The sequence below is a fragment of the Microbacterium paulum genome (genome assembly GCF_015707995.1).
Lineage (GTDB): Bacteria > Actinomycetota > Actinomycetes > Actinomycetales > Microbacteriaceae > Microbacterium > Microbacterium paulum.
The window spans coordinates 1-13,088 of sequence record NZ_JAAGRY010000077.1; the positions used below are offsets into that span (position 1 = coordinate 1).

Annotated in this window: 12 protein-coding genes; 7 read left to right on the plus strand and 5 right to left on the minus strand. The window is 70.2% G+C overall.

The genetic code is table 11. The annotated features are described in order from the left end of the window. Positions 1 to 515 (minus strand): PadR family transcriptional regulator (locus G3N18_RS14175; protein ID WP_196384919.1); only part of this gene is annotated, 515 nt, incomplete at its 3' end. 2 nt (positions 516 to 517) lie between these two features. Continuing rightward, a complete protein-coding gene (locus tag G3N18_RS14180) occupies positions 518 to 1,384 on the minus strand; it encodes a DUF4097 family beta strand repeat-containing protein (RefSeq protein WP_196384920.1) in 867 nt (288 codons plus the stop codon). 127 nt (positions 1,385 to 1,511) lie between these two features. On the opposite strand from G3N18_RS14180, the gene G3N18_RS14185 reads away from it, so the two are divergent. Next, the gene (locus G3N18_RS14185) at positions 1,512 to 2,273 is read left to right on the plus strand and encodes a MerR family transcriptional regulator (RefSeq protein WP_196384929.1); all 762 of its coding nucleotides are present in this window, start codon (positions 1,512 to 1,514) and stop codon (positions 2,271 to 2,273) included. Between the two features lie 72 nt (positions 2,274 to 2,345). Here the strand turns inward: G3N18_RS14185 and G3N18_RS14190 are convergent, their stop codons facing one another. Further along, positions 2,346 to 2,507, minus strand: coding sequence for a hypothetical protein (locus G3N18_RS14190; RefSeq protein WP_196384921.1), 162 nt, complete (start codon positions 2,505 to 2,507; stop codon positions 2,346 to 2,348). A gap of 149 nt (positions 2,508 to 2,656) precedes the next feature. Here G3N18_RS14190 and G3N18_RS14195 point away from each other — a divergent pair, with 149 nt between their 5' ends. The 5 genes from G3N18_RS14195 (at position 2,657) to G3N18_RS14215 (ending at position 8,040) form a co-directional block, all read left to right on the plus strand. Beyond that, a complete protein-coding gene (locus G3N18_RS14195) occupies positions 2,657 to 2,926 on the plus strand; it encodes a DUF7218 family protein (RefSeq protein WP_196384922.1) in 270 nt (89 codons plus the stop codon). A gap of 3 nt (positions 2,927 to 2,929) precedes the next feature. Continuing rightward, positions 2,930 to 3,892, plus strand: a complete 963-nt coding sequence (locus G3N18_RS14200) for a DNA topoisomerase IB (RefSeq protein WP_196384923.1) — start codon at positions 2,930 to 2,932, stop codon at positions 3,890 to 3,892. A 20-nt stretch (positions 3,893 to 3,912) separates the two neighbouring features. Beyond that, positions 3,913 to 4,359, plus strand: a complete 447-nt coding sequence (locus G3N18_RS14205; RefSeq protein ID WP_230404205.1) for a fluoride efflux transporter FluC — start codon at positions 3,913 to 3,915, stop codon at positions 4,357 to 4,359. Beyond that, positions 4,356 to 4,730: a fluoride efflux transporter CrcB gene (crcB, locus tag G3N18_RS14210; RefSeq protein ID WP_196384924.1), complete on the plus strand. Its 375-nt coding sequence runs from the start codon at positions 4,356 to 4,358 to the stop codon at positions 4,728 to 4,730. Before G3N18_RS14205 ends, crcB begins: the two co-directional genes overlap by 4 nt. A 112-nt stretch (positions 4,731 to 4,842) precedes the next feature. Then, entirely contained in the window at positions 4,843 to 8,040 is a 3,198-nt protein-coding gene (locus G3N18_RS14215; RefSeq protein WP_196384925.1) for an efflux RND transporter permease subunit, read from the plus strand. Positions 8,041 to 8,462: 422 nt separating this feature from the next. Here the strand turns inward: G3N18_RS14215 and G3N18_RS14220 are convergent, their stop codons facing one another. Next, positions 8,463 to 9,104 (minus strand): putative antibiotic biosynthesis monooxygenase, encoded by a 642-nt coding sequence (locus tag G3N18_RS14220; RefSeq protein WP_196384926.1) that lies wholly within the window; start codon positions 9,102 to 9,104, stop codon positions 8,463 to 8,465. 354 nt (positions 9,105 to 9,458) lie between these two features. On the opposite strand from G3N18_RS14220, the gene G3N18_RS14225 reads away from it, so the two are divergent. Then, entirely contained in the window at positions 9,459 to 11,681 is a 2,223-nt protein-coding gene (locus tag G3N18_RS14225; protein WP_196384927.1) for a DEAD/DEAH box helicase, read from the plus strand. A 146-nt stretch (positions 11,682 to 11,827) separates the two neighbouring features. On the opposite strand, the gene G3N18_RS14230 is transcribed toward G3N18_RS14225, so the two are convergent. Next, entirely contained in the window at positions 11,828 to 12,883 is a 1,056-nt protein-coding gene (locus G3N18_RS14230; RefSeq protein WP_196384928.1) for an Rv2578c family radical SAM protein, read from the minus strand. Positions 12,884 to 13,088: the final 205 nt, after the last annotated feature.

The following is a 13,088-nucleotide window of genomic DNA, read 5'->3' on the forward strand; positions in this document are numbered from 1 at the left end:
AGGTCGGCCCGCACCGCGGCGCGGAACTCGCCCACGATCGCCTCCGCACGCCGCGCCTGCGCCCGCGCGTCGGCGCGCTCATCGGCGCGCGCCGCGTCTTCGGCGGAGGTGCGCGCCTTGGCCGCGCCCTGGTCGGTCTGCGCCGCCGCGGCGAGGTCGGCGCGCAGGCTCTTCATCGCCTCGCGCACGCTGCCGCGCACCTCGTCGGCGATGAGGCGCACGCTGTCGGCGAGCCCCGCCTCGATGCCTTCGAGGTCGCCCGCGCGTGCCGCGACTTCGGCGCGGCCGGCGTCGGTGATCGCGTAGACGGTCTTGCGGCCGTCGACGGTCTTCGTGACGAGTCCCTCTTCTTCGAGCTTCGCCAGGCGCGGGTAGATCGTGCCGGCACTCGGGGTGTAGGTGCCGCCGGTGCGGTCCGAGAGCGCCTGCATGAGGTCGTAGCCGTGCCGCGGCGATTCGTCGAGCAGGTTCAGCAGATAGAGGCGCAGGTCGCCGTGCGAGAAGACGGGAGGCATGATCACACCTCTTCGTCGGCGCGCGGGGAGTCGACCTCGGCGGGAGCGGTGTGCGGGACGGATGCCACGCGGCGCAGCACCGTGATGGCGCCCGAGACCGAGTTGGCGCGCACGTCGACGAAGCTGCCGCTCAGCTCGCCCTCGGAGTCGACCCAGTTCGTCGGGCCCGAGCTCGAGCGCTTGACGCCGTCGACGATCACGCGACCGCTCACCGAGCGCAGGACGTAGTTCGCGGCGTGCCCCTCGTCGAGGCGCACGGTGCTCTCGCCCGACACAGTGTTGAGGCTCACTGCGTCGACGCGCCCGGTCGAGTCGACGAGCAGGTCGCCCGAGACCGTGTCGATCGTGGCTTTGCGGATGCTACCGGTCGCGGCGACTTCGCCCGACACCGAGTTGGCGCCGAGCGTGCCGTCGAGGCTCCGCACCTGCACGTCGCCCGACACGGCGTTGACCGAGAGGTCGCCGGTGAGACCGTCGACGATGATGTCGCCCGACACGGTGTTCAGTCGTGCTCCCGACGCGAGGCCCGCCACGAGAGCGCTCGCCGAGACGACGCCGAGATTCAGGGCGATGCCGCGCGGCACGGCGACGCTCACTTCGGCCTTGGGTCCGGCGGCGCCGAAGTTGCGGAACACCTCGAGGAAGTTGTCCCAGCGCAGCTGCGCGTGGTCGATCTCGACGACGTCGCCGGATGCCTCGATGCGCAGGTCTTTGCCGGTCACGGAGTGCACTTCGATGCGCACGCCCGGTTCGTCGTGGGCGACCACGTCGATCTGCCCGCCGACGAGGCCGACCTTCAGTTTGCGGATGTCTTCGAGGTCGATCACCCGGGTCTCGCCCGGCTTGATGAGCCACTTCTCGAGGGTCATGATCCTTCTCCAGGGTTGCGCGAATCGAGATATATCGCGTTAGTGGAAGAGTAACACGATATATCTCGAGTTTGTCAACCGCGGGCTGCTTGACTTTGACGTTGCGTCAACTATTACCGTGGCATCCATGAACGAATGGTCGATTCAGGAGGTGGCCCGCCTGGCAGGCACCACGAGCCGTACGCTGCGCCATTACGACGCGATCGGGCTGCTCGAACCCGCCCGCATCGGCACCGGTGGCTACCGCTACTACGACAGCGCCGCGCTCGTGCGCCTGCAGCGCATTCTGCTGCTGCGCGAACTCGGGCTCGGGCTGCCGCAGATCGCCGATGTGCTCGAGCGACCGGCATCCGTCGACGACGCGCTCGTGCAGCACCTCGCGTGGCTGCGCGAAGAGCAGCAGCGGCTCGACCGGCAGATCGCCTCGGTCGAAGCGACCCTTCACGCACACGAGAAAGGAGAGGAACCCATGGCTGAGCAGATGTTCGACGGGTTCGACCACACCGCCCACAAAGACGAGGTCATCGAGAGGTGGGGCGAGCAGGCCTACGCCGACTCGGACCGCTGGTGGCAGAGTCTCGACGGGCTCGAGAAGGCGGACTGGAAGACGCAGACCGCCGCGCTCGGCGCAGCGTGGACCGATGCAGCCGCCCGCGCCATCGCCCCCGAGGGAGAGGAGGCACAGGCCCTCGCGGCCCGGCACGTGGCGTGGCTGCGGGGCATTCCCGGCACGCCTGCCGCGACGCCCGGCGGCGATGTCGCCGGGTATGTGCGCGGTCTCGGCGAGCTCTACGTCGCCGACCCGCGCTTCGCGGCGAACTACGGCGGCCAGGCGGGTGCCGAGTTCGTGCGTGCCGCACTCGCGGCCTACGCCGACGCGCACCTCTGAGGTGCCCTGCCCGCACGACGGCGCCCCCGCGGATCACTCCGCGGGGGCGCCGTGTGGTGTCAGGTGGCGGCGTTACGCCTTGCCGCCGCGCACGACCCGCAGCAGGAACGCGATCAGCGCGATCACGCCGACGATCAGCGCGACCCAGAGCAGCCAGTTGAGGGCCGCGTTCATGCCGCCGACGATGGCGAGCACGATAGCCACGACGATGATGATCAGAAGAGCGATGTTCATGTGGAGGCTCCTTTTCCTTCGGGGGAGGTCATGGGGACTCCATGACGCCACGGTCACAGTGGACCACCGTGGCCCCCCGAACATACCCGCGATCCGGGATTCGGCGCCCCCCCTTGCGGCGGAGATCACAGGTGCGATAGGGCCGAGGTATGCCCGATAACCGCACCCCCTCCTCACTGAAAGATCCGGAGCTGTACGAAGAGCTCCGCAAGGATGGCGCCTCCAAGCAGAAGGCTGCCCGCGTCTCGAACGCCGTCGCCCGCGACGGCGCGAAGGCCGTCGGCCACCGCGGGGGCAAGTCCGGGTCGTACGACGAGTGGACGGTTGGCGAACTGCGCACGCGCGCGAAGGAGCTCGGCCTCACCGGGTACTCGGGAAAGCGCAAGGCGGAGCTCATCCACATGCTCCGGAACAGCTGAGACGTGCCGCGCCTGAGAAGGGTCCAGCCCGGCGTCGATCTCGGCTATCGCCGCACCCGTGTCGGCGCGGGATTCCGGTACACGGATGCCGATGGCGGGGCTCTGCCCGACGCCGAGAGAGAGCGCGCGGTCGCGCTCGTCATCCCGCCGGCGTGGACGGATGTCTGGATCAGCGCGGCGCCGAACGGGCACATCCAGGCGACCGGCATCGACGGTGCGGGCCGCCTGCAGTACCTCTACCACCCCGACTGGTCGACGGGCCGCGATAAGGGCAAGTACGCTCGCGCCCTGCAGCTGGCCGGATCGCTGCCGCGTGCCCGCGGACGCGTCACCACGTCGCTGCGCCGTGCCGACCTCGACCGGGAGCGGGTGCTCGCCACCGCCTTCCGCCTGCTCGACCTCGCCGCGCCGCGCGTCGGCAGCGAGCGCTACCTCGTCACGCACGGCAGCCGGGGTCTGACGACCCTCCGCCGACGGGATGCCGCGACCTCGGCATCCCTCATCACCCTGCGCTTTCGCGGCAAGAGCGGAAAGATGCAGCACCTCGAAGTCGACGACGACGATCTCGCCGCGGCCGTCACGCTGCTCGCGGCCGGTCGCCCCGCCTCGCCCCTGCTCGCCTACGAGCGGGGGCGCCGGCGCGTGCCGCTGCGCCCGAAAGACGTCAACGCGTACGTGCGCACGATGACCGGGGGAGCGTTCACCGCGAAGGATTTCCGCACGCTCCGCGGCACGATCCTCGCCGCCGACGCGCTCGCGCGCATCGGGCCGGTGTCGTCGAAGACCGAGCGCAAGCGCGCCGAGGTGCTCGCGGTGAAGGCCGCCGCCGAGGCGCTCGGCAACACCCCGACCGTCGCGAAGAGCTCGTACATCGACCCGCGGGTGTTCACCCGCTATCGCCGCGGACAGGTGCTCGATGTCACGGTCTCGCCCGAATCGGCGATCCGCACCCTGTTGCTGGGCTGATCGGGTCATATTCTGCAGACATGGCGCGCCGCACGTGGTTCTCACCCTCGGTGCTGCTGATCGTCATCGCCGGCGGCGCGGTCGGCGTCGCACTGCGGGCGGCGGTCGTCGTGCCGCTGGGTGGGCTCTCCCACCCCCTCTTCGTGCCGGCCGCGACCCTCGCCATCAATCTCGTGGGCGCGTTCCTGCTGGGGATCATCGTGGGGCGGCTCGCCGACCACGCCCCGCGGCTGCGCGCCTTTCTCGGCACCGGCGTCATGGGCGGCTTCACCACCTACAGCGCGTTCGCCGTGCAGTCGGTGACGGTCTCGAGCGCCTCGCCCCTCATCGGGCTCGTGGTGATCGCGGTGTCGCTGCTGGGCGGCGTGGTCGCCGCGGTCATCGGCCTCGGCGTCGGTCGGGGCATGGCGGGTCGCCCCGCCGAGGTCGCCGCGTCAGAGGTCGAAGCGCCGGAGGATGCCGAGTGAACGCGTGGGAGTGGGGTGCGCTGATCATCGGCGGCGGTCTCGGTGCGGGCGCGCGCTACCTGCTCGACGGCTGGATCATGCGCGGCCGGTCGGGCGCGTTCCCCGTCGGCGTCCTCATCGTGAACATCATCGGGTCGTTCCTGCTCGGCCTTCTCGCCGGCATCCCGCACCTGTCGCCGGCGTGGCTCGCCATCGTGGGCACCGGCGTGCTGGGCGGCTTCACGACCTTCAGCAGCGTCGCCGTCGAGACCGCGCTGCTCGCGCAGCGCCGCCGCCGCGACTGGGCGTGGATCAACCTCGTCGGCACGTTCGTGGTCTGTCTCGCCGCCGCTGCTCTGGGGCTCACGATCGGCGGGCTCTTCCCGCGCTGAGCGCCGCGCCCGCGGCGATCGAGGGCGTCTGCGACGCCCGGGGGCGTGCGACAATGGCATCCGATACATCTCTGTATCCAATCTCGCGCCCGCAACCCGCAAAGGTCCTTTCGTGTCGCATCTCGCCGTCTTGAGTCTGAAGAACCGGGCGCTCATCGCCCTCGTCACGATCGTCGCGGCGATCTTCGGCGGGCTGGCCCTCACGAACCTCAAGCAGGAGCTCATCCCGTCGATCGAGTTCCCGCAGCTGTCGATCCTCTCCACCTACCCGGGCGCCTCGCCCGAGGTCGTGAACAACGACGTGTCGACGCCCGTCGAGACCGCGATCCAGGGCATCCCCGGGCTCGAATCGACCACGGCGACGAGCACCACCAACGCGTCGATCATCCAGGCATCGTTCACCTACGGCACCGACCTCGCGACCGCCGAGCAGAAGATCCAGCAGGCGATCAACCGCATCACGTCTACCCTTCCCGACGGCGTCGAGCCGAACGTCGTCTCGTTCTCGATCGACGATCTGCCGGTCATCGCGCTCGCCGTCACCGGCTACAGCGACGAGAAGACGATCCAGGCCCAGCTCGAGGCGAGCGCGATCCCCGACCTCGAAGACGTGAAGGGTGTCAGCGCCGCATCGATCGTCGGCGGGCGGGGGCAGCGCGTGACGATCACACCCGACCAGGCGAAGCTCGCCGCCGCCGGCTTCACACAGACCGCGATCACCGACGCGCTCGACCAGAACGGCGTGCTCTTCCCGGGCGGATCGGTCACCGAGGGCGACCAGACCCTCACCGTGCAGACCGGCGCCAAGATCACGAGCGTCGACGAGATCGCGGCCCTGCCGCTCGTGCCCACCTCGGCGGCGCAGATCGCCGGCGGCGCCCGCACGATCGGGGATGTCTCCGCCGTCGCGCTCGCGCAGGACCCGGCCACCTCGATCTCCCGCGTGAACGGCGAGCCTGCGCTCACGATCTCGATCACGAAGCTGCCCGCCGCCAACACCGTCGACGTCAGCCGCGCGGTGACCGCGCTGCTGCCGCAGCTGCAGGACTCGATCGGCGCCGACGCGCAGTTCACCGTCGTGTTCGACCAGGCGCCCTACATCGAGCAGTCGATCGAGGCGCTCGCGCAAGAGGGTCTGCTCGGCCTCGTGTTCGCGGTGCTCGTGATCTTCGTCTTCTTGCTGTCGGTGCGCTCGACGCTCGTCGCCGCCATCTCGATTCCGACGAGCGTGCTCATCACCTTCGTCGGCATTCAGGCCTTCGGGTACTCGCTCAACATCCTGACCCTCGGGGCGCTGACGATCGCGATCGGGCGCGTCGTCGACGACTCCATCGTCGTCATCGAGAACATCAAGCGGCACTACGTGGGCGACGCCGACAAGGGGGCATCCATCCGCCTCGCCGTCCGCGAGGTGGCGGGCGCCATCACGGCATCCACCATCACGACGGTCGCCGTCTTCCTGCCGATCGCGTTCGTGGGCGACATGACCGGAGAGCTGTTCCGCCCGTTCGCGCTGACCGTCGCGATCGCGATGACCGCGTCGCTGTTCGTGGCGCTCACGATCGTGCCGGTGCTCGCGTACTGGTTCTTGAAGCCGGGCAAGCCCGTCGTCGATGCCGCCGGCAACGAGATCGACCCCGAAGACCCTGCCGCGCCGCCCTCGCGCTTGCAGCGCGGCTACCTGCCCGTGCTCGGGTGGACCCTGAAGCACTCGTGGGCGACCCTGCTGATCGCCGTCCTGGTGCTCGGCGGTACGCTCGCCCTCGCGCCGCTCATGAAGACGAACTTCCTCGGCGACAGCGGCCAGAACACGTTCACCGTGACGCAGGAACTCGCCCCCGCCGCCTCGCTCGACGCCGAGGACGCCGCGGCGCAGAAGGTCGAGGCGGTTCTCACCGGCATCGACGGCGTCGAGACCGTGCAGACCTCGATCGGGTCGAGCGGCTCGGCGATCCGCGACGCCTTCTCGGGCGGCGGCGCCGGCATCACCTACTCGATCACCACCGACGCGAGCGCCGACCAGGTCGCCGTGCGCGAGAACGTGCAGGACGCGCTCGCCGATCTCGACGACGTCGGCACCGTGACGGTCGCCTCGGGACAGGGCGGATTCGCCTCGAGCGACATCGAGGTCGATGTGACCGCCCCCTCCGCCGACGCGCTGCAGACCGCCACGGATGCCGTGGTCGCGGGCCTCACCGGACGCGACGGCGTCGGCCAGGTCACCTCGAACCTGTCGGCCTCTCTGCCGTACGTGGCCGTGTCGGTCGACCGCACCAAGGCAGCCTCGCTCGGGTTGTCGGAGGTCGCCGTCGGCGCGCTCGTGTCGAACACGATGCAGCCGCGCCAGGTCGGCACGGTCGAGATCGACGGCACCACGCTGACGGTCTACCTGCAGGCCGCGTCGGTGCCGAAGACGATCGACGAGCTGAAGGCGCTGCCGATCGCGTCGGGCGCGGGCCTCATCCGCCTCGACGAGGTCGCCACCGTGCAGCAGAGCGAGGGCCCCACCTCGATCACGACGCAGCGCGGGCAGCGCACCGCGACCGTGACCGTGACCCCGTCGACCGACGACCTGAACGCTGCGTCGGCGACGGTGCGGACCGCGATCCAGGACGTCGACCTGCCCACCGGCGCTGACGCGAAGATCGGCGGCGTGCTCACGCAGCAGCAGGATGCCTTCGGTCAGCTCGGTCTCGCGATGCTCGCCGCGATCCTCATCGTCTACATCGTCATGGTCGCCGCGTTCAAGTCGCTCCGTCAGCCGCTGCTGCTGCTCGTCTCGGTGCCGTTCGCGGCGACCGGTGCGATCCTGCTGCAGATCGCGACGGGCGTGCCGCTGGGCGTGGCATCCCTCATCGGCGTGCTCATGCTGATCGGCATCGTCGTGACGAACGCGATCGTGCTCGTCGACCTCGTGAACCAGTACCGCACCAAGGGGCTCTCGGCGCACGACGCGACCATCGCCGGCTCGTCGCGACGCCTGCGGCCGATCCTCATGACCGCGCTCGCGACGATCTTCGCCCTGACCCCGATGGCGCTCGGCATCACCGGGCACGGCGGGTTCATCTCGCAGCCGCTCGCGATCGTCGTGATCGGCGGACTGGTGTCGTCGACCGTGCTGACCCTGCTCGTGCTGCCGACGCTCTACAACCTCGTCGAGGGCGCGCACGAGCGCCGGCTGAACCGGCGGCTCGCGGGTGGGGCTGGAGCTGGTTCTGTTTCTGGGGAATCTGTGGGTGACGCATCGGCCGAGGCCGAGGCATCCGCCCTGCACCCGCGCCGCGCGTTGCGCGAGTCGCACGAGGACTGAGCCCCCCGCCCTGGCGCCATCAAGCTTGCGGGCCCCCGCCCCGCGCGCGTTTTGGTGGCGCAGATGGTCGCTTCAGCACGCACGTAGCGGCAATCTGCGCCATCAAACCTGGGCCCGGGTCGGCGCGCTGTTTGGTGGCGCAGGTGGTCGGTTCGCAGCGCGGGTAGCGACGATGTGCGCCAACAGTCTTGGGCAGGCCCGCCCCGCGCGCGTTTTGGTGGCGCAAGTCGTCGCTTCACCACCCGCGTTGCGGCAATCTGCGCCATCAACTCTGCGAGGGCCCCGCCCCGCGGGCGTTTTGGTGGCGCAAATGGTCGCTTTAGCGCCCGCGTTGCGGCGATGTGGGCCACCAAACCCACGGGCCCACGAGCCGCGACGCAGGGGTGGATGCCTCGGCGAAGCCCGCGGCGCGGGCGCGCCGGTCAGCGGCGGCGCGTGTGCGGGGTGCGCAACAGCCAGGGACGCAGGGTCTTGGTGACCCACGGCAGCACCCAGAAGACCATGATCGGCGTGAAGATCAGGGTGCTCACGCAGACGCGCAGCGCTAGCGGCCAGTCGGCGAAGGTCGGCACCATGAGCAGCAGCGCGGTGCCGACGAGGTTCACCGGAAAGAAGCCGAGCCAGATCGCGACCGCCTGCTTCCAGGGCGGGGGAGCCGCGAGGATCGACTCGACGGCGGCCGCAGTCGCGGTGCGTGCGCCGTCGACCTCTGCTGCGGAGAGCGATTCCACCGTCGCGGCGAACGGCGCGTCGAACCATCCCTCGATGCCGGTGCGCCGCTCGATGCGCACCTCCTGCGCGAACACCCGCCCCGAATCGAGCCACCAGCCACGCTGATCGGAGCGTTCCCACGCCTCGAGCGTGTCGAGATCGCGGAACCGATAGAGCAGGTACCAGAGGTCGCTCCGCTCGCCGGTGCGCACCCACCCCGAGCCGAGAAACCCGTCGAAATGCGCCGCGAGGTCGGTGCCCGCCTGCATCCAACTGGTCGCCTCGACCGATCGCGACGGGTCGATGCGCCGCTCGATCGCCACCGTGATGGGGCGCGCTTCGGTCTCCAGCATGTGACCATTGTGCACGGTAATTGTTGCGCCGATGTTTCAGGATGCCTACCATCGACCGCACTCGCTGCGCATTTGAGGAACCTCGACAGCGGGGCCTCGGGCACCGGGCAGGCTCACAGGGGCGGCGGGTAGACTGGGTGGGTCGGCTCTGGACACCGCGCGAGCGCGGGTGGGTGTACGAGTCCCTTGTGAGTTCAGCGGGCCGATGGTGAGCGTCGCTCGACGCTTATGAACCATCACGTGAATGGCCCCCGGCCGACAAAGTCCGGGTAACTCCCCGTTGCGATCGTCGCGACCGCGCCGCTGTGCGCCTGCGGAGTGCTGTTCTCACACGAGAAAACCCAGAAGGACACCATGCCCAAGAACAAGAAGCCCGCTGGCGGCAGCCGCGCGCAGAGTTTCGAGCCGCGCTACGGCGCGAAGAAGACGTCGTATCAGGATGCCAAGCGCCGCCCTGGTCAGTCGTCGGCCGGAAAGCCCGGCAGCAAGAGCCCGAGCCACCGCGGCTTCCGCCCCGAGGCCGAAGACGCCGCGCCGAAGAAGCAGCGCTGGAACGCGCAGGAACGCGCCGGTCGCGATGAAGCCCGTGGCATCCGTTCGCAGGCGCAGGGAGATCGCGCCCGCCGCGACGACCGCCCGGCCCGCGCGTACGACGATCGTCCGCGTCGCGACGACCGTTCCTACGGGGATCGCCCGGCGCGGTCGAACGATCGTCCTGCTCGTTCATATGACGACCGCCCGAACCGCTCGTACGACGACCGCCCGCGGGGCGAGCGCCAGCCGCGCGACGACCGCCGCACCTTCGGCGATGCCCGTCCGTCGTTCCGTGAGGATCGGCCACGCCGTGGCGACGACCGCCCTGCCCGCTCGTACGGTGACCGCCCGGCGCGCTCGAACGACCGGGCCGCCCGCTCGTTCGACGACCGTCCCCGCCGCGATGACCGCCCGGCGCGGTCTTTCGACGACCGCCCTCGCCGCGATGACCGTTCGTACGGTGATCGGCCGGCACGCTCGAACGACCGCCCTGCGCGTTCGTACGATGACCGCCCCCGCCGCGAAGACCGTCCGGCGCGTTCGTTCGACGACCGTCCGGCGCGTTCGTACGATGACCGTCCCCGCCGCGACGATCGCCCTGCCCGTTCCTATGACGACCGCCCGCGTCGCGACGACCGCCCCGCCCGTTCGTACGACGACCGTCCCCGTCGCGACGACCGCCCCGCCCGTTCGCACGACGACCGCCCGCGCCGTGACGACCGGCCCGCCTACGGCGGCAACCGTGCGGACTGGAAGCAGGACGAGAAGGATGCCGCGAAGCGTGCGGCCTACGAGCAGCACGCCGACACCGTGCACGAGAAGCTCGTGGCCGAGGCGATCCAGGCCGACGAGGTCGCCGATGTGACCTTCGGGAGCCTCGGGCTCGGCGACAACATCGTGCGCGCGCTCGATGGGCTGGGCGCGGCGCTGCCGTTTCCGATCCAGGCCGCGACGATCACGCCGATCCTCGAAGGCAAAGACGTCCTCGCGCGCGGCCGCACCGGTTCGGGCAAGACGATCGCGTTCGGAGCTCCCCTGGTCGAGTCGGTGTTGCGCAGCCAGGCCGGCAAGCGCCGCGAGTTCGGGCGCAGCCCGAAGGCGCTGATCCTCGCTCCGACGCGCGAGCTGGCCCTGCAGATCGATCGCACGATCCAGCCGATCGCTCGGAGCGTCGGCCTCTTCACGACGCAGATCTACGGCGGCGTGCCCCAGGCGCGTCAGGTCGGCGCGCTCAAGAAGGGCGTCGACATCATCATCGGCACCCCGGGCCGCATCGAAGACCTGCAGAGCCAGGGCAAGCTCGACCTCTCCGAGATCCGCATCGTCGTGCTCGACGAGGCCGACCACATGAGCGAGCTGGGCTTTCTCGAGCCGATGCAGCGGATCCTGCGCCTCGTCGAGCCGGATGCCCAGAAGCTGCTCTTCTCGGCGACGCTCGACCGCGAGGTCGCGGCGCTCGTCGATGAGTTCCTCGTCGAGCCGGCGGTCTACGAGGTGGCCGGCGAAGACCAGGACTCGGGGACGATCGACCACCGCGTGCTCGTCATCGACCACCGTGACAAGGCCGAGATCCTCACCTCGCTCGTCGACCGCGACGGCAAGACGCTCGTCTTCGCGCGCACCCGCGCCTACGCCGAGATGCTCGCCGAGCAGTTCGACGACGCGGGCATCCGCGCGGTCGCGCTGCACGGAGACCTGAACCAGGCCAAGCGCACGCGCAACCTCGAGAAGCTGACGTCGGGTCGGGTGAACGTGCTCGTCGCGACGGATGTCGCGGCGCGTGGCATCCACGTCGACGACATCGACCTCGTCGTTCAGGCCGACGCGCCCGACGAGTACAAGACGTACCTTCACCGCTCGGGCCGCACGGGTCGCGCGGGCCGCACCGGCACGGTGGTGACGCTCGTCACCCGGCAGCGTCGGCGCAAGATGACCGAGATGCTCGACCGCGCCGAGATCGACGCACCGTTCGACGACGCGCGCCCCGGCGACGACGTCATCGAGGAGCTCTCGGGCCGTCAGTTGTCGCACGTCGACAGCTGACCTCGCCGAGGCCAGGAGATCAGCCGAGAACAGGACGCTTCCCGCGGGAAGCGTCCTGTTCTCGCGTTTTCGCCTGTCTTCGCGCGGTGCTGGATGCCGGGGTGTGTGAGCCCGGCGCAGCCGATCAGAACCCCCGGAGCAGCCGGTCAGAACAGTCGGGCACCGGCGGCGGCGCGGGCCGCAGCCGCCTTGCCTGCGCCGCGCACCGGTCCCGGGCGCGGCGCGCGGGTCTCGACCTCTTCTTCAGCGCCGCCCGTGAGCCGATGCCGGCGGAGCAGCGGCCGCACTCGCTCGGCGAGCCAGGTGCGATACCCGGCAGGGGCGTAGACCGAGGCGCCGGGGTAGAGCCCCCGATAGGCGGGAACGAGCTCGGGATGCTCGCGCTCGAGCCACTCCCAGAACCATTCCCGGGCGCCTGGTCGCAGGTGCAGCGCCCCGAACACGACGCGGCGCGCCCCAGCAGCCGCGATGCGTGCCAGCGCGTCGTCGAGCACCGGCACCGCATCGGTGAGGTGCGGCACAATCGGCATGAGAAAGACGGTCACCGCGAACCCCGCGTCGGCCGCAGCGCGCACCGTCTGCAGCCGCGCCTCGAAGGTCGGCGCGCCCGCTTCGAGGGTCTGCCGCAGGCGCTCGTCGGGCATGGCGAGCGACATCGCGATCGACACCGGAACGGATGCCCGGGCATCCGTCAGCAGCGGCAGGTCGCGCCGCAGCAGCGTGCCTTTGGTCAGGATCGAGAACGGCGTGCCGCTCGAAGCGAGCGCGTCGATGATCTCGGGCATGAGCCGGTAGCGCCCCTCGGCCCGCTGGTAGGGGTCGGTGTTCGTGCCGAGCGCGACCGATTCGCGCCGCCACGTGGGCGCGGTGAGTTCGCGCCGCAGCACCTCGGCGACGTTCACCTTCACGACGATCTGCTCGTCGAAATCCCGCCCCGCGTCGAGGTCGAGGTACGTGTGGGTGTTGCGGGCGAAGCAATAGCTGCAGGCATGACTGCAGCCCCGATAGGGGTTAACCGTCCAGTCGAACGGCATGGCCGAAGCGCCCGGAACGTGGTTCAGCGCCGACCGGGCGACGACCTCGTGAAAGGTCATGCCGGCGAACTCGGGCGTGGTGACGCTGCGCACGAGGCCCTCGACCGTCTCGAGACCGGGGAGCGCCGAGGCGTCCCGCTCTCCGATCATCTGTCCACTCCAGCGCATGTCGGTAGTAGAACATAGATTCGAAACCATGGCAACCGGGGCAGATGATCAGCGAAGGCGGGGCAGAATGGGCAGGTGCAGCAGCCCGAGCAGCCGACGACCCGCCGCGCGGCGCGCGCCGCGGGTCGCGGTCGACGCTCGACGCGGCGCCGCGGAGTGGCCCTGGGCGCTGTCGTCGCCCTGCTCGCGATCGCGATCGTCGCCG

Excerpts from the sequence above, each read along its gene's own strand:
- G3N18_RS14180 (WP_196384920.1), bottom strand. The coding sequence starts at position 1,384 with ATGACCCTCGAGAAGTGGCTCATCAAGCCGGGCGAGACCCGGGTGATC.
- G3N18_RS14185 (WP_196384929.1), top strand. The coding sequence starts at position 1,512 with ATGAACGAATGGTCGATTCAGGAGGTGGCCCGCCTGGCAGGCACCACG.
- G3N18_RS14190 (WP_196384921.1), bottom strand. The coding sequence starts at position 2,507 with ATGAACATCGCTCTTCTGATCATCATCGTCGTGGCTATCGTGCTCGCC.
- G3N18_RS14195 (WP_196384922.1), top strand. The coding sequence starts at position 2,657 with ATGCCCGATAACCGCACCCCCTCCTCACTGAAAGATCCGGAGCTGTAC.
- G3N18_RS14205 (WP_230404205.1), top strand. The coding sequence starts at position 3,913 with ATGGCGCGCCGCACGTGGTTCTCACCCTCGGTGCTGCTGATCGTCATC.
- G3N18_RS14220 (WP_196384926.1), bottom strand. The coding sequence starts at position 9,104 with ATGCTGGAGACCGAAGCGCGCCCCATCACGGTGGCGATCGAGCGGCGC.
- G3N18_RS14225 (WP_196384927.1), top strand. The coding sequence starts at position 9,459 with ATGCCCAAGAACAAGAAGCCCGCTGGCGGCAGCCGCGCGCAGAGTTTC.
- G3N18_RS14230 (WP_196384928.1), bottom strand. The coding sequence starts at position 12,883 with ATGCGCTGGAGTGGACAGATGATCGGAGAGCGGGACGCCTCGGCGCTC.